General features: G+C 33.2%; 19 protein-coding genes and 1 tRNA gene. 2 read left to right on the top strand and 18 right to left on the bottom strand.

Annotated features, from left to right (window positions below):
- Positions 1-245 precede the first annotated feature (245 nt).
- A complete protein-coding gene (locus B9Y54_RS06690; protein WP_085559546.1) occupies positions 246-1655 on the bottom strand; it encodes an ISNCY family transposase in 1410 nt (469 codons plus the stop codon).
- 243 nt (positions 1656-1898) lie between these two features.
- Here B9Y54_RS06690 and spxA point away from each other — a divergent pair, with 243 nt between their 5' ends.
- A complete protein-coding gene (gene spxA / locus B9Y54_RS06685; RefSeq protein WP_085559545.1) occupies positions 1899-2303 on the top strand; it encodes a transcriptional regulator SpxA in 405 nt (134 codons plus the stop codon).
- A 190-nt stretch (positions 2304-2493) separates the two neighbouring features.
- Here spxA and B9Y54_RS06680 read toward each other — a convergent pair whose 3' ends face one another.
- From B9Y54_RS06680 to B9Y54_RS06670, 4 genes are all read right to left on the bottom strand, one after another.
- A complete protein-coding gene (locus B9Y54_RS06680) occupies positions 2494-3429 on the bottom strand; it encodes a dipeptidase (RefSeq protein ID WP_085559544.1) in 936 nt (311 codons plus the stop codon).
- A gap of 409 nt (positions 3430-3838) precedes the next feature.
- Positions 3839-4165, bottom strand: coding sequence for an SGNH/GDSL hydrolase family protein (locus B9Y54_RS12770; RefSeq protein WP_234987858.1), 327 nt, complete (start codon positions 4163-4165; stop codon positions 3839-3841).
- Between the two features lie 21 nt (positions 4166-4186).
- Positions 4187-4492 (bottom strand): GDSL-type esterase/lipase family protein, encoded by a 306-nt coding sequence (locus B9Y54_RS12765; RefSeq protein ID WP_234987857.1) that lies wholly within the window; start codon positions 4490-4492, stop codon positions 4187-4189.
- A 254-nt stretch (positions 4493-4746) separates the two neighbouring features.
- On the bottom strand, positions 4747-5004 hold the full coding sequence (locus tag B9Y54_RS06670; RefSeq protein WP_085559543.1) for an ROK family protein: 258 nt from the start codon (positions 5002-5004) through the stop codon (positions 4747-4749).
- A gap of 507 nt (positions 5005-5511) precedes the next feature.
- On the opposite strand from B9Y54_RS06670, the gene B9Y54_RS06665 reads away from it, so the two are divergent.
- Positions 5512-5925 carry a hypothetical protein gene (locus B9Y54_RS06665; protein ID WP_085559542.1) on the top strand — a complete coding sequence of 138 codons (414 nt, stop codon included), beginning with the start codon at positions 5512-5514 and terminating at the stop codon, positions 5923-5925.
- Between the two features lie 68 nt (positions 5926-5993).
- On the opposite strand, the gene gloA is transcribed toward B9Y54_RS06665, so the two are convergent.
- The 13 genes from gloA to B9Y54_RS06600 all read right to left on the bottom strand — a co-directional run bounded on the left by gloA (position 5994) and on the right by B9Y54_RS06600 (position 16664).
- Positions 5994-6377 carry a lactoylglutathione lyase gene (gloA, locus tag B9Y54_RS06660; RefSeq protein ID WP_085559541.1) on the bottom strand — a complete coding sequence of 128 codons (384 nt, stop codon included), beginning with the start codon at positions 6375-6377 and terminating at the stop codon, positions 5994-5996.
- A gap of 23 nt (positions 6378-6400) precedes the next feature.
- Positions 6401-6790 (bottom strand): SMU1112c/YaeR family gloxylase I-like metalloprotein, encoded by a 390-nt coding sequence (gloA2, locus tag B9Y54_RS06655; protein ID WP_085559540.1) that lies wholly within the window; start codon positions 6788-6790, stop codon positions 6401-6403.
- 60 nt (positions 6791-6850) lie between these two features.
- Entirely contained in the window at positions 6851-7840 is a 990-nt protein-coding gene (gene mgrA, locus B9Y54_RS06650) for an L-glyceraldehyde 3-phosphate reductase (RefSeq protein ID WP_085559539.1), read from the bottom strand.
- A gap of 174 nt (positions 7841-8014) precedes the next feature.
- On the bottom strand, positions 8015-8182 hold the full coding sequence (locus tag B9Y54_RS12330) for a hypothetical protein (RefSeq protein WP_159446065.1): 168 nt from the start codon (positions 8180-8182) through the stop codon (positions 8015-8017).
- A 154-nt stretch (positions 8183-8336) separates the two neighbouring features.
- Positions 8337-8801, bottom strand: a complete 465-nt coding sequence (locus B9Y54_RS06645; protein ID WP_085559538.1) for a substrate-binding domain-containing protein — start codon at positions 8799-8801, stop codon at positions 8337-8339.
- A 168-nt stretch (positions 8802-8969) separates the two neighbouring features.
- Positions 8970-9866 (bottom strand): DUF368 domain-containing protein, encoded by an 897-nt coding sequence (locus B9Y54_RS06640; protein WP_085559537.1) that lies wholly within the window; start codon positions 9864-9866, stop codon positions 8970-8972.
- A gap of 295 nt (positions 9867-10161) precedes the next feature.
- Entirely contained in the window at positions 10162-10458 is a 297-nt protein-coding gene (locus tag B9Y54_RS06635) for a helix-turn-helix domain-containing protein (RefSeq protein WP_090005069.1), read from the bottom strand.
- Positions 10459-10467: 9 nt separating this feature from the next.
- A complete protein-coding gene (locus tag B9Y54_RS06630) occupies positions 10468-10698 on the bottom strand; it encodes a hypothetical protein (RefSeq protein ID WP_085559535.1) in 231 nt (76 codons plus the stop codon).
- A gap of 49 nt (positions 10699-10747) precedes the next feature.
- On the bottom strand, positions 10748-11290 hold the full coding sequence (locus tag B9Y54_RS06625) for a response regulator (protein ID WP_085559534.1): 543 nt from the start codon (positions 11288-11290) through the stop codon (positions 10748-10750).
- A 34-nt stretch (positions 11291-11324) separates the two neighbouring features.
- Positions 11325-11408: transfer RNA gene (locus tag B9Y54_RS06620), tRNA-Leu, on the bottom strand.
- A 332-nt stretch (positions 11409-11740) separates the two neighbouring features.
- Positions 11741-13168 carry a glycosyl hydrolase family 28-related protein gene (locus B9Y54_RS06615; RefSeq protein ID WP_085559533.1) on the bottom strand — a complete coding sequence of 476 codons (1428 nt, stop codon included), beginning with the start codon at positions 13166-13168 and terminating at the stop codon, positions 11741-11743.
- A gap of 54 nt (positions 13169-13222) precedes the next feature.
- Complete coding sequence (locus B9Y54_RS06610) at positions 13223-13681, bottom strand: SprT family protein (protein WP_085559532.1); 459 nt, start codon at positions 13679-13681, stop codon at positions 13223-13225.
- 799 nt (positions 13682-14480) lie between these two features.
- On the bottom strand, positions 14481-16664 hold the full coding sequence (locus tag B9Y54_RS06600; RefSeq protein WP_085559531.1) for a Tex family protein: 2184 nt from the start codon (positions 16662-16664) through the stop codon (positions 14481-14483).
- Between the last annotated feature and the right edge of the window lie 7 nt (positions 16665-16671).

Raw genomic sequence — 16671 nt, 5'->3', positions numbered from 1 at the left:
TTTATTCAAATGATATAAGTTTACATCATCTTATAAAAAATGCTTATTGCTATGTCAATGATAAATGAAAATGTCCCGTTTTTATATAATAATGAGTTTGGATTATCAACCCTTTTTACTCGCTTTCGCAGATTAACGACCGCGCTTCGCTTGCTAAAGTTGTTCAGGATAATTCCTTCAAAAACCATGAAGCAACCATCCTAAACAACTGCTATAAAAAAGCTATACAAAATTGGTTCGCTACTTTATTTGAGTAAAGCACCTTTTTTTATAGCTTCTTTTTGTTTTTTATTTCTAAGATAACGATCATAGGATGGTTTTTTCCAAGGATGAGATAAGGCCGGTATTACTAATTGAGTCTTTCTCGCTCTTACGGGTTCATCTAATTCTTTCGATACTTCTTCATGTAATAAAATTTCTTGTAAGGAAAACACCGAATTATCAACGCTAGCGTATAACTCATTTCCCTTTGTATGGATAATCATGACGCTTGTTTTTGGAGTAAGTAAAACCTGCTGGTTTTGATCATGCAAGCGATAAAGCTTATTTTGATACTTCACGCCATGACCTTTTTGGATAATTCGTTGCGAAAATCGAGCGAGTATATGATCCAAAATGACTGTTTTTGGTAGCTTTTCAAAAGCACTTTTGCTATCCTTGAGCTGTAAAGCAAATTTGGCATTATATGTAGGAATGTAATGCTTCAAAAATAGATTTGCTTCATCGATTGATTGGATAGAACATAAGGCCATTTCTTGAAGGAGACGATCTTGGAGTGTATTCCAAAGCCGTTCTATTTTTCCTTTTGCTTGAGGGATACTAGTTGTACGTAAGTTTATTCCTAAAGTATGGCAGGCATATCCAAATTGTGTAAAAGTATCCTTTTCTTCAGAAGGGTGCTTTTCTTGTTTATAGATAAAAACCGTACGGTTATCTGTTAAAATTTCGTAAGGAATACCGTAGTTGGTCAAAAATTGCTCCGTCACTTCATAATAAGCGTCTAGCGTCTCCTCCTTATCAAAACGGGCTCCTACTATAATCCCAGTTGCGTCATCGATTGCAGCGTGTAAATGAGCATATGACCCGTTTTTAAACCAATCATGAGAGGAAGCGTCCATTTGAAGCTGTTCGCCAAAGTATTTCTTGCGAGAACGACTTGGATGAGCCTTCAATGTATCTACATAATCTAATTCATTTAATACCTGACATTCTTTTTTTGTTAGTACTTGTTTATGTTGTTCCTTTTCTTGCAATTCCTTATGTTTTTTTCTTTTTGTTTGTCGAAAAGCACGTGGGGATAAGAGATTTTTTTCATACAATAAGTTTCGTACCGTTGTGTATGAGACTTGGATATTTTCTACTTCAACTAATTTCTCAGTAAAGTGTGTAAGATTGAACGCTTCATATTTCTTGTTGTAAAGCGTAATAATTTTTTTCTTAGTTTCAGGTGTTAAACCAGTAGAAGGTTTCCGATTCTGTTTCCCATGTCTAAAGCCGCTTTTACCTTCTGTCTGATAAACCCGAATTAATCGATTGATTTGTCTACGAGATAGAGCTAACTCGACTTCTGCACGAGCTTTGGAAATTTGTCCATTGTTTATTTTTTTTATGGTCTTATATTTTTGTCCTTCAAACATCTTTAGGTGAACTCCCATCAAATCACTCCAATCCTTCTAGATTAGAGTAACGTAGTTACGGGACATTTTCATTTGTTAACTATTAAGACATTATCATTTGTTAATGACAATCATCTTATAAAAAATGCTTATTGCTATTGCTTTTCTCACTCTTTCCTTTTATACTTGGAGTAATTTAATGTATCACAATTCAATTCTCAAAATCTTTCACCGTTCCACTTACCTAGTTAACTTTACTTTGACTTAAGAGGAGGACAAAAAATGATTATACTATATACAACCCCGAGTTGTGCTTCATGCCGTAAGGCACGTACCTGGTTGAAAGAGAATAATATCGAGTACTTAGAAAAAAATATATTTAAAGATCAATTAACTGAATACGATCTTAAAGTTATCCTGAGCCTAACAGAAAACGGAACAGAAGAAATTATTTCATTTCGTTCTCAGATCTTTCATGATTTAAATATAGATATGGAAGACATCTCTCTAAAAGAATTAATTCATGTCATTTTAGAAAATCCTAGTTTGATTCGGCGCCCTATTCTAATTGATGATAAGAGATTACAAATTGGATTTAACGAAGAAGACATTCGCCGTTTCTTGCCGCGTGATATTCGGAAATTAGAATTAAAAAAACTACAAGAAAAAATACTAATGAATTATTAAAAAAATATAAACCAATAATGATTTTCAAAATTATAGACTATAAAAGTTGAACTTTAAAAACTTTTGTAGTCTTTTTTTATTCTCTGTTATAAAAACAGCAAACATAGATACAGTTTTCTACTGCATTCATGCTTGCTATTTTAGTATTACTTTAAGCAGTTCTTATTTCTACCTTGGTAAGTTACTATTACTAGCTAGGTAGATGGTTTAAAAAGTTTTTAGCAGCGAATCCTTCTACTTCCGTTTTTGAAAAAATTTCTTCTAAAACTGTTACTAAATTTTGAACTTGTCCAATATGTGTTAAGTTTTCTATATGTGAACTAATTCCATCAAAATCTGAACCAAATCCTATATTTTTCATTGCGCCTAGTTCTACTAACGCTTCAACATGTTTCACTAAATCGTTTATATTAGTGGTCTTTTGATTTTCTTCTCCGATAGTAAAAGGTGGATTAAAAACAATATGAATTGGTGCATTGCGTTCAATCATCGCTTTAATTTGATCATTATTTAAATTTCTGACGTGTCCACACAAGTCTAAGACATTTGAGTGCGTAGCAATTGGGTATTTCGCTACTTTCATAACATCCCAAAAACTTGCTATGCTTAAATGAGAGACATCTGTAAATACTTTTCTACTGTTTAGTTTCGCTACGATATCAAACCCGAAAGCCGTTAACCCTCCACCTCTTGGCTCTTGGATTCCGTCTGCTGCTAAGTTAGCTGGATTCCACGTCAAGCCAACAGATAAAACACCTAAATCTAGTAAATGGTCCAATTTAGTTAAATCATTTCCTATCGCTTCCACACCTTCTAATGTTAAGAAAGAACCTATCTCGCCATCTTTTAAGTTTTTTATGTCATCCCACTTCTTGATTTGTTTTATCTCAGGATTTTTACCTAAAATATCTTGCTGGTAGTAGGTTATTTGTTCTAAAGCTGCAGCATATTTTTCTTCTACTAAGATATCTGGTTCAATAAAAATAGCAAAAGCCTGAATTTTAACCTGACCTTCTTTTAAGCGAGCTAGATTAACACTTAATTCATCCGAGCCTTTAAAATCTAGCTTACCATTTGATTGTTGCAACTTTAATAATGTATCGCAATGTAAATCAATAACATCCATACTTATTCTCCTTCTTTCTATCTTTATGAGATTTAGCCTTATTCATGTTATTTATCATACGGTATTACCAGTCAATGTGCAAAAAGAGTGTCTTTTAAACGATTCAATAACTGATTTAAATTTTTCATAAGTTCAGACCATTATATTTTAAAAAAAGTTAAAAAAAAAGTACTGACAGAAGTCAGTACTTTTCTTCGATAATATTCACTTTCATGAATAGGTCCCATGAATTCCACAAAACAGAGGGGTCCAAACACCTGCATCTTGCAGTTGTACTAAAAGTACGGTGTGCCTTATCTAAATTCTAACCACTTGTCGCCGCAGCGAAATGACCGAAGTCACTTGGTTAGAGTCAACTCATCGCATGTAAGTAACAATACCATATAATTATTTTAAGCACAAGTATTTTTTAATTCTTTTCAATAAATTCATCGTTCTCAACTTGCTCTATCCACCATTTAGCTAGTAATGCATGGCCTGCTAAAGTAGGATGAACCCCATCTTCTGTCACAGAATCATTTCCCCATTTTATTCCGAAAGCTTTAATTTTTTCAGCTAATTCAATATAGTCTGCCTGATATTCTTTTGCTAATTTACGGATAACTTGTATTCGAGGTTTTAATTCATGTTTCCAAGATTCTTGTTCGCTAGAATCTTTTAAAACAAATGGTTCAATTAAAACAATCCTAGATTTTGTTTTCTGCTTAGCTGTTTCCAATAATATTCGGTAAAACAATTCAAACTTGTCTACACTTTCTTAAATACTTAGTTTTTCTTTGTCCATATTATGCCAAACATCATTTATGCCAACGAGGATAGAAATAATATCCGGTTGTAATTCAAGGCAATCTTCTTTCCAACGATTTGTTAAATCTGTTACTTTATCGCCACTAATCCCACGGTTAAGAAACGTTAATTCAAGTTCCGGATAACGTTCCAATAAATATGAGGCCGTTAATAAAGGATAGCCTTTACCTAAGTCTTTTAAATCTTCACGAATGCGTCCTACATCTGCAATGCTGTCTCCAATAAAAAGAATCGTATCATTTTTATTTAACTTCATTTTTTTACCTTCTTTACTTTTTTAATTTATTTTTTGTAAATAATTATAGACTGTTCCAAATTAAATTTGCGTCATTTTCGAATGTACATGTTTTGATAATAGGCTTAAAGGAAGATATGGTAGCTACCTTCATAATTCCATCAAATTCTTCTAATTTTTCAATTAAGCTGAACTTATTAGACATCACCACATGCTAAATAAGTGGAGAAAATTTAAACTTCCTCTTTTACCGTCAAGTCCCCTTGTTCCACTAATTAAAAAATTTCTTCTCCAGAAATACTTGCTGGTTTTTTATTTTTTCTTAATGCACAACGTACTGCCATTTTGACGGCTGTTCCTAAATCACTAAATACTTGTTTATCAGTTACTGGCATGAATCCAAACTCTCCGCCAAATAAATGTTGGCCCTGTTTGATTTCACTATTCACAATAACACATCCCTCGATGCTTGTTCTGATGACTGCGAATAAAGTATTTTCAAGGTCTTTAGCAGCACCTTTTCCAAATCTCAAGCTAAGGCAACACTATTTGCATCATTTTTGAAAGCTACTAAGTAATTAAACTCTTTTTCTAATTCATTGTAAATAAGAAATCGTTGTATATAAGGTACTACACTTGCTTCATCTATCTAACGTCCTACCTGATTGACCGCTCCAAGAGAACTAAACGCAATGCCTTATTTCTCATATTGTATTTTTATATTTTTAAATGCCTGCTTCATTTCTATCCATGTAGCCGGTATTTCCAGGTTTCCTTTGCGGATCAACTTCTCCTCTTTCTAGATGCCATGTTTAATTGACATTTCACTTATATCAAATGCTAAATTTGACATTGAATCCTTCCTTATGTTTAAGAATAGGCTATTTTTTACCAGGCTAAAATAAGTTGAGTCTCTTTATTTTTCCCTAGTCTGAGTCCTTTATACGTTAAAATAGCAAATAGGTCTTTTTTGCCTTATACTGGTAATAGGCGTTTTATTCAAACGTGGTAGTCAAATTATTAGAGGAGGCTTCACAAAAATGGAAGAAGAAACTGTTTTAAATTTTCTAAAACGACACGGTTTAGAATCGAAACAGGGGCAATCTATTTTAGCTGAAAAAGTACCATCTAAAGAAAATTGGCTTGTTTCTATTTTCAAAAAAAATAAACAAAAGTCCTATTGTATCAATTTTTCAAAGAATGAATTGGTTTTAATTCCTTTAGATCAAAAAACAAATTCCTTAAAAGAAGGTATTTATAATCAAGTACCATTAAGTGAAATTAAAAATCTTTATTTCGAAAAACCAGCCGCTGATAATAAACTAATTGTCGAATATCAAAATGACTCTAAACTAGCAGAACATTACTTTATTCCGCAAGAAAATGCTGCATCACCTTGGCACAGCAGAAATATGATGCACCTTATGGAGGAAATTGGGACCAAAAAAAAATAGATTGAAAAAAACGAGTGGGGGGAAATTTATCCCTTACTCGTTTTCTTTTATCTTTATCAATTGTAACCTTACTTATTTTGAATAACTTCAATCTTGTAACCGTCTGGATCTGAAATAAAGAAGTAATTTGCTGCTCCATCACTTAGTTCTTTCAAATCCGTTACTTCGTTGCCTGTTGCTTTGTATTCTTGATGTGTTGCTTTTAAATCGTCTACTCCGATAGCAATATGACCATAGCCATTTCCTAATTCGTAAGGTTCTGCTTGATCATAATTGTACGTTAATTCTAGCTCATAGCCGCCTTTTTTAATAGCTAAATAAACAAGTGTAAATTTCGAATCTGGATAATCTGCACGTCTAACTTGGTAAAAACCAAGTATATTGGTATAAAAATCCATTGATTTTTCTAAATCTTTTACTCTCACACACGTATGCAACATCGTTTTCGCCATTTTAAAAACTCCTTTTCTACTTTTTATTTATTCGTCATATACAACTCGATTGGTAAACCATCTGGATCTTTTAAGAACGTATATAAGCCTCCAGTAAACTCATCTAGACGAATCCTTTCTGTTGCAATGCCGTTTTGGTTTAATTCAGCTACTGTTTTATTAAGATCATCTACAGAAAAACAGAGGTGCCTTAATCCACGAGCTTCCGGGGTCGTCGGGCGTTCCGGTGGATTTGGAAAGGAAAATAATTCTATTTCGCTCTCTCCAATTTTCAAATCTAACTTATACGAATCTCGTTCTTTTCTATAATTTTCTCGAATGATTTCTAAATTTAGTATGTCTGTATAAAAATACTTAGACTTTTCATAATCTGATGCGATAATAGCCACATGGTGAATGCGATTCAGCTTCATTTTTTTATCCTCCAACGAAAGAAGACGAAACGATTTTCGCCCTCAACTCTAAGTTTTTAATTAAGACCGCAAGATTTTTTCAATTTCAGCTAATTCTGTTAATGTAAAATTAAGATTATCTAACGCTTTAACATTGTCTTCGATTTGACTAACTTTACTTGCTCCGATTAGGACACTTGTTACTTTTCCATCTCTTAAAATCCATGAAACAGCCATCTCAGCTAATGTTTGCCCGCGACGTTTTGCAATAGTATTCAAAGCCCTAGATTGATCTATTTTAGCATGAACTTTTTCTTCATCTAGAAAAATACTGCTTGAACGTCCTGCTCTAGAATCTTCTGGAATGCCACCAAGGTAGCGGTCTGTTAACATACCTTGAGCTAATGGACTAAAAGCGATAGAACCTAGTTTGTTTTCTTGTAAAACATCTTGTAAGCCATCCTCTATCCAACGATTATACATACTGTATGATGGTTGGTGGATAATAAACGGAGTTTTAAGATCTTTAAATATTTTTGTAATTTCTGTTGTTTGTTCAGCAGAATAATTAGAAATACCGATATACAAAGCTTTACCTTGACGAACCATTAAATCTAAAGCTTGAGCTGTCTCTTCAAAAGGAGTATCTGGATCTGGACGGTGAGAATAAAAAATATCTACATAGTCTAGCCCCATACGATTTAAACTTTGGTCAATACTAGCTGTCAAATTCTTTTTAGAACCGAATTCACCATAAGGTCCTGGCCACATATAGTAACCTGCTTTACTAGATATGATTAATTCATCACGGTAAGGAAGTAAATCTTTTTTTAGTATGTGACCAAAATTTTCTTCCGCACTGCCTGCAGGAGGACCATAATTATTTGCTAAGTCAAAATGAGTAATACCTAAATCAAAAGCACGGTGAACCATTTTACGACTATTTTCAAATAAATCGACATCACCGAAATTATGCCACAGTCCTAGTGATAAAGCTGGTAATTTTAATCCGCTATTTCCCACACGATTGTAAATCATTTTTTCATAACGATCTTCTGCTGCTTGATACATTGAATCACTCCGCTTCTTTCAATTATTTACTATACTTTTTTATTATATCGTTTCCATATATAGATAACAACCGATGTGATTAGCTTATTCAGTCTGAGTAAATATTTAGATAAAAAGACATCCACTGAATGAACTAAAATTATAGTCCACTAATGTAAATGTCTTTTTATTTTATTAACTTAGTAACGCAATAGCCAATGCTACAACAATTCCAAATATAAATTTATTTATTGAATCTACGCTAACGTCAATTTTTTCATAAAGTAAATCTTTGTATAAGACTTTTTTTACATTTGCTTGTTCCTCTGTTTTTGATAAATCAACATTTTCTATTTCTTCCAAAATGAGACTCTCCAATCTGGACTACTATTTTTATTTTTTAACAATGTATTTACGGACATCAATAGAAATAGCTAAAATGATAATTAGTCCTTTGATGATGTACTGAAGATAAAGACTTACGCCGACAAATATCAAACCTTAGTTGACAAACTAATTATTCCCTAGAATAAACTTGATAAGGGAGAAGGATTGAAATTCCTGTATCATCGCATTCATAGTCTGTGCCTTCAATATAATCTTTGCCCTGAGTAGCGTTTAACTCTAATGCACAAATAGCTTCTGCCATTCCTACTGCAACTTGTTTAACGGTACCTGACATATAGTTTTTAGCAATTAAATCTACTGCTTCATCTGTAGCATCTACGCCAAATACGGTAATATGTTTGTCACCGCCCTTGTTGTAACCAACAGATTGCAATGCAGAGGTTACACCAGATGCCATTGAATCATTATTCACTAAAACAACTTCGACGTTATCGCTTCCACGAGATAACCAAGCTGTATTCGCTTTATCTGCATCCCAGTTTGCTACTTGTTGTCCAATTTCATTTACTTCAATACCTACATCTTTAATCGTTGATACCGCAGCTGAAGCTAACAATTTTTTAAATTTACTCATTTTCCGAACCTCCAACTAATTTATTCCCCTTACATGTAAACGTTAACTTTTTAAGCAGTAAAGAATTATTTGATATGATACTGTTTTTGTTCAAAATGATACGATGTTTATTTTTCACAAAAAAAAAGTAGATTTCTCTACTTTTTTACACATTTCATACAATTTATCTTAGTGAATCTTTTTTTTACTTAACTGATAAATCCCCATAAAGCATAAAACCATTAAGGCTAATCCAATCAGGGCAAAGGGTAATCCATTTGCTGTAGTTAAATCATTTAACGCATCGGTATTGTACATAATGGCAAAAGGCGAAGCTAATACTAAACCTAAAATACCACTGTACGTTAACGAACTATAATGCTTAAATAAATACTCAATGACTTTACTAATTAAAAAGATTCCAATTAAAACACCAACACCAAAAACACTTAAGATAATAAAATTAGGTAAAAGAGATACCATATCTCCGGCTCGTAAAGCATCAATAAAACTCGTAATCGTATTGATAATAGAATAATAGTACCCTAAAATCATTAAAACTAATGAACCACTCATACCCGGAACAATCATTGTTGCCGAAGCGATAATACCAATAAAGAAGAGTTTTATCATACTAACTGGTGTAATTGCAATAGCTTCAAAAGAAGACTCAACTCCTTGAAACATAGGTAAAACAGCTACTAATGCAAACATAATAATAAAAACAACTAAGTGACTAATGGTTAGCTTTTCGTTCTTCATTTTTAATCCTGCTTTAAAAGAGACCCATAAAACGGGAACTCCACCTAATATTAACCCAACAAAAGCTAATGCTGTTGGAAGTGTGTACTGACTTAATAAAAATTCAATGGTGTACGTGAACGCAACGATTCCAAATGCAGCACCAATCAAGATAGGCAACAGTGTTTTTAAACTAGCCTTCCAATTCTTAAATAACTGACTAATTGAAAAGATCATACGATCATAAATTCCAAGCGAAACCGCCATCGTTCCTCCACTTACTCCGGGTATAATATTTGAAATCCCAATGACCATTCCTTTAAGTATATCTATTAAATAATTCATATTCATCCTCATTTACTATATAATTTGCTACTTTAACATAATAACAGAAGTAAGCTATCAAGTGAAATTAAAAAAGAATTAAGAATTTCTATTTTTAGTCTTTTTTTTTATTAGGGATAATAGGGAGAAAATGGAAATAAAAATTTCTGTTTATTTGGCTAGTACATATTTTTTTGTAATCCATTCGACTTCAGTAAAAATGGGTTCAGCTATTTTTTATTGTTTGCCCGATCAAGAGCTACTTACTTGTCTAATAGATTTAAACATATGGCTTCACTTCTTTACTGCTGATAAATTAAATTAATAACTCTTTTTCTTTGAATGTTTCACAGACTTTAATTGGCGATTCTCCAAAATATTTTTTAAGGCAATAAGAAAAATAATGCTGATCGGTATAAACAGAATCTACTGCTGCTTCAAGTACTTTGCAATCTGTCGTCAACAAATACTCTTTAACCTTTTCCATTCGGATTTTTATTAGTGCATTTGTAAAAGAAAATGGGATTTCTTTTACAATACTATCTTTGTATAAATCAATCGTTTCTTTTGTATATGATAGCATCAAAACAATATTAGCTGTGAAATTAAACACTTCGCTATTTTAGTACTTATTAAAGATTCGACGGATAACATTTGCTAGCGAGAACTTCATCATCTCCAAGTTATGATTGTCCAACTGACTCTTTCTAAAACTTAGTTTATCAATATTGACATTTAATATTACTTGTCGATTTCCTTTTAGATTTAATCGATAGGTCTCAACTAATTTTTTTATTTCTTCTCCAGGAATGTCTTTATAGTTATACGTAATCAATGAAACTAAAAAGGACATTTTAATTCCTTAAAATTTTTCTAAGTAATTTGTTTCTATTCTATCCAAATCATTCACTTCTCTTTTTTTCATCCAACGCTTCATGAACCTTTTCAAGCATACATTCTAAATCGCTTATCGAAATAGGTTTCAATAAATATTCAATAATATTTAATTTTATTCTACTTATTGCATAGTCAAAATCATTATGACCACTTAGAAAAATAATTTTAACAGATAGATGTTTTTCTCTTATCCGTCTAGATAATTCAATCTCATCCATGACTGGCATCCATATATCTGCGATAAGAATATCTGGCCCATATTTTTCCATTACTTCTAGGGCCTCTTCGCCATTACCAGCTTCTTCCAGTATAAAAAAGCCTTTCTTTTCCCACTGCACTAATTCAATAATGGATTGTCTTATGTATTGTTCATCATCTACTAAAAGAATAGAATACACTTTGTCATCGCCCGTTTTCAACTTATTAATTTTCTTTAAGTATTCGCTTACATTTATTGGGTAACAACCTTTTTTTATTTTGTAGTTCCTTAATCTTCTTAGGTTTTTTAAGTATTTGGCAATAAAAATAGAACTCACTAATTGTATCATCAGTTGAGCTCTGCCACTTTACCTTTTTATATTATGCGGCCGAGAAGACTCGAACTTCCACCGGGGATACCCCGACCAGCCCCTCAAGCTGGCGCGTCTGCCATTCCGCCACGACCGCATTATTTTCGTTACCTGGTTGGATAGATAGCTATTAAAAAAACAGCTTGTTTCTTATACTAATCACTATACAATTACATGAGTGAATTTGCAATAGGTAAAATGAGTCATAAAAAACTTAAAATACGTCTCATAACTATTTATTGACATTAAAAAAGTAGCAGTCACTTGACTAAAACAAAATCTTAGCATGATTCTTTGGGTTTATTAATAGGAATACAATTTAGCTATAATATAGTAGAATTATCCTCTAAATTTCAATCGTTTTACTTTTTTCTAAATACTTTATCTAATAAAAATAAACGCCACATAAAAAATGTGTGGCGTTTATTTTTACTTATGTGCTACTTGAACATGAGAAGTTGAAGCACTCACTCGAATAGCTTGATTTATCTCAGGATAATTTTTAAGTCTAATATTCTTTATCATTACTTCACTTGCTCTGTATTGAATTGAAATAGCTCTATTTCTAGAATCTATTGGTAAATTTGATTGTGCTTTAGCAAAAAAATGATTGATTGCTACTTTTTGATAAGCTGATATGACGAGAGCTCTTTTTGTAGAGTTAGCATAGAGGCTTATTTCTTGAGGAAAGTAAGAAGCAAGAAACGTTCCGCGTATTCCAAAAGCTGAAAAACTTGCTTCATCAGTTGAAAGATGGTGTCCAATATGTCTAAAATTATAGGAACGATTATCACAATAAGAAAAATGACCAATAATTTGGGTATCTGTAGCTGCCGAACTTGTTTTATGAGCTTTTATTTCTATACCCCCAAAACAGTAGGCACTTAAATTATTAACTAGTGTTACATGTTGAGAGCCATCATCTATTTCTATCCCATTAGAATTAGAAAAGCCTTTTTTATGTGCGCGTCCACTTGGATGGTGTAGAAAACAATTAGAAATTAAAATATCATCGCTATGATGTGTTGTAATACCATCGTCGCCAAATCCAAAAGACTCTACTTGATCTACCCAAACATACTGGCTTCCAAGACGCGAACGCTTGCCATCTCCTAAATAACTGTAAAAAGCTGAGGTGACATCAACACCATGTAGACCCGGGTTTTTTACTGTCACGTTTCGAACTAAAGCAAAACGAACATGAGCTAATGTGAGTCCACTTGAACTAGTCCCACCTGATGCTGTTCTTTGGCTACCTGAAATTCGCTTATGGTTCCAATCTAATGTTAAGCCTTCAATTCGAATGTGGCTATTCCCTTTTAAATAATGACGATTTGTCAGTAGCTTTGCTCTTTTAGGTGCAGAACCAGAAAGGATCAAGTGCGTTTGTTCTGTCCCGCTCCCAATCAACTCTATATAAGAGGGCAATTTAATGCCATCTACACAATATTTTCCTGGTGGAATAACGACACAGCGAAATCCTGATGAAACAGCTTTTTCAAAAGCTTGCGTACAATCTGTGATGCCGTCGCCAACCGCACCGTAGTCTATGACAGACACCACCCTAGTTCGGTTACTTAAACGAACCATTGCTTGATCTAGTTGACCTTTCCATTCAGGGGAAACGTCCCATTCGTTCGCAAGGCTCACTGCACGAGAGGTTGTAAAATCTGTTTTTCTTTTAGTTAAAAAAGAATCTATTAACCAATCTTTTTTAATTTCTTCTGGTTCAACTAATCCACTTAATAAGGTAAATTGTTTGTCTGTTTCATTAATCGCTTCCTGTTTAGCTGCTTTTTTATTGTAGTCTGGAAAAGTTTTTGTTAATAGTTCTTGAATAGCTGTACTTTGATACATTCTATCACCTCATATTCTGATAGGTTAAAAAAATTATTAGTCTACTATCTAAAGTTATTGCTGCAAATCCTGTAAAATTAATTTGCCTTTGCATTTTCCGCAAACAAATTTTTTTGTATTAAAACGACGTTGTCTACGAATAATTATTTGACAGCTTTTACATTGATAGAGCCATATTTTTTTTTCATCGCTAGTTATTTTTACTGATTGAACAAATCGACTCCCACCTGTTTGTTTCAGCAATACCTTAAAATCGTTGTCTTTATGTTGATAACCTTTTCCAGCAAGATGCAAATGGTAATGACATAGTTCATGTTTAATAACCTTTATAAATTCTAGCATGCCAAATGCTTCTAAAATTTTCAGATTAAAGTCTAAATTATGTGATTTCAGATGATACCGTCCACCCGTTGTGCGTAAACGACTATTAAAAGTAGCAACGTGTTCAAATGGTTGTTTAAAATAAACTATGGATATTTCTTCTACCAATTTTTGTAATTCAACTTGTTTCAAACTTATTTCTCCATTCCTCTTTCATAGGACTAGCATCTCCTTAGACTAGACATATTTGCTACCTTCTCTGATACTTCATTTTGAAAGTTTCCCTTTGTGTGTTTCAATAAACGCTCTTACCCATTTTGGATTTTCTTTACTTTAGTCTCTTAGTACCCAGCCAATTGCTTTATTAATAAAAAAATTCATCTTAACCAAAGTTATGAATGATCGTTTCTTCTAAAAGCTCTTTATTCATCTTTTCTTTTCTGAGAAGTTGATGATCAATTGTAACTCTCCTTAATCAGATGTTTTCGTCAAAGCTCTATAGAATCATTGCTTTGTTTAACTCCGGATAATTATAGCCAGACAACCTACCACTCTATGAAGTCCATCTACTGTATCCCACCATGATTTGTTTACTATTAATACATTAATTTTCTCACTATCTGCTAAACTAGAAAGTCTTTTATCGTGTTTAAATAATCTGTAGCAACATACTAAGCTTCTCTGTATGATTTTCCCCAGCACTCACCAAAAAATTACCAATCAATAAGCCTTATTTTTTTAGTCTCTTTAAAGTAAGGATGCTCACTTTTTTTCTTATAGTTACCCGGATACCTAAAAATAAAATTTAATTTCTCATGTATTTAGATATTTTTTTGCTTTTTCACTATCTGTATTTTTTCTGAATCTTGAAATAGATGATCTAAGTTCAAGAAATCTCCTCACAGGTAAAAGTAGTAGCAAGTAATAACTAAACAAAAAAACAAGAAAAGTCATCTCTTAGTGACTTCTTATCTTGTTTTTCTATTTTGGATTAATCTTTCTTTTTAGGGGCCAACATCGTCAATGAAATTCGGCCTTTATTAACATTGATATCTTCTACCCAAACGGTAACAACGTCTCCAACAGCTACTACATTTGTTGGATGTTGGACGTAACCTTTACTTAGTTTCGAAATATGCACTAATCCATCTTGTTTTACTCCGATGTCTACAAATGCACCAAAATCAACTACATTACGAACCGTTCCTTCTAATTCCATTCCTTCTTGTAAGTCTTCCATGCTTAATACATCTGTTCTCAATAAAGGCGCTGACATTTCATCACGTAAGTCGCGACCTGGTGTAAATAAAGCTTCTAGCATATCTTTTACGGTTTCTTTACCTAGCGCTGTTGCTTCGACTAATTTAGCTATATCTAGTAACTCTAAAGATTTTTTAGCTTTCATGCTGCCTACATCTTCTAAAGCTATTCCCGCTAAATCAAGAATTTCTTTTGCTTGTTTATAAGTCTCTGGGTGAATACCCGTATTGTCTAACACGTTTTCACCATCAACGATTCGCATAAATCCAACAGATTGCTCATACGCTTTGGGTCCTAAACGTGGAACTTTTTTCAACTGAGCACGGCTTTCAAAGCGTCCATTTTCTTCACGGTAAGTAATCACGTTGTTTGCTGTTGTTTTGTTCAATCCTGCAACATGCTTCAATAATTGTGCACTAGCAGTATTTACGTTAACACCTACTTGGTTAACAGCTGTTTCTACAACAAAATCTAATCGTTCTTCTAAATGTTTTTGTGAAACGTCGTGCTGGTATTGACCAACACCAACTGACTTTGGATCTATTTTAACTAATTCAGCTAATGGGTCTTGCAAACGGCGCGCAATACTCACAGCACTTCTTTGTTCTACTTGTAAATCAGGGAACTCTTCACGAGCAATCGGACTAGCTGAATAAACAGACGCTCCTGCCTCATTAACAATCATATAAAATACTTGGCGTTCGATTTCTTTTAGGTTATCAGATACAAACGTTTCTGATTCGCGACTAGCTGTACCATTTCCGATAGCAACCATTTCTACTTCGTACTTTTCAATTAACTGTTTAAATTTAACTGCAGCATTCGCGCGTGCTTCATTGCCAGCTGGTTTATGGGGGTAAATAACATCAATATCCATCACTTTACCTGTCGGATCAATAACGGCTAGTTTACAACCTGTCCGATAAGCTGGATCAAGTCCTAAAACAACTTTTCCTTTTAACGGTGGTTGCAATAATAAATTTCGTAAATTTTCACCGAAAATATTAATGGCTTGCTCATCTGCTTTTATAGTTAATTCAGAGCGAATTTCCCGTTCAATTGAGGGACCAATGAAGCGTTTATAGCTGTCTTCAATCGCTTCTTTGATATAAGCCGTTGCTGTTGAGTCCTCTTCTTTTATCAACTCTTTAACTAGATAATTAAAGACAGTAGTTTCATTTACAACCAATGCTGTTTTTAAGATATCTTCTTTTTCTCCACGATTAATCGCTAGTATACGGTGAGAGACTAGTTTAACAACTGGCTCTTTGTAATCATAATACATTTCAAAGACACCTTTTTCATCTTTTTCTTGTTTTTTTACATTAGTCGTTAGCATCCCATTTTTAAGCGTGTATTCTCTTATCCAAATACGATAGCGTGGTTCATCGCTGATTGTTTCTGCAATAATTTCATGCGCTCCTGCTAAAGCAGATTCAGCTGACTCCACATTTTTTTCATCATCAATATAATTGCTTGCTTCTTCCAGGACAGCTACAGATGGAAAAGTAAGCATCCAATCAGCTAATGGCTCTAAGCCACTCTCTTTAGCTATCGTCGCTTTCGTTCTTCGTTTTTGCTTAAAAGGACGGTATAAGTCTTCCACTAGTTGCATTTTCTCAGCTAGCTCAATGCTTTTTTTCAGCTCGGGTGTTAGCTTACCTTGTTCTTCAATTGTGCGGATAACATCTTTTTTACGCTTTTCTAATGTTTGAAGGTAATTGTAACGTTCCTCTATTTCACGAATTTGAACTTCATCTAGAGTTCCAGTCATTTCTTTACGGTAACGAGCTATAAAAGGCACTGTGTTGCCTTCTGATAATAAATTTAAAACGGTTGTTAGTTGTTTAGTTGAGTAGCTTTTCAGTTCCTTTTTCAATAAATCTAGCACTAAAACTTCTGTTGTATCTGTCATTTATTTC

Source organism: Carnobacterium iners, from assembly GCF_900177385.1.
Lineage (GTDB): Bacteria > Bacillota > Bacilli > Lactobacillales > Carnobacteriaceae > Carnobacterium_A > Carnobacterium_A iners.
Note: the sequence above shows the minus strand (reverse complement) of the source record. Positions and strands in the feature narration are given on the sequence as shown.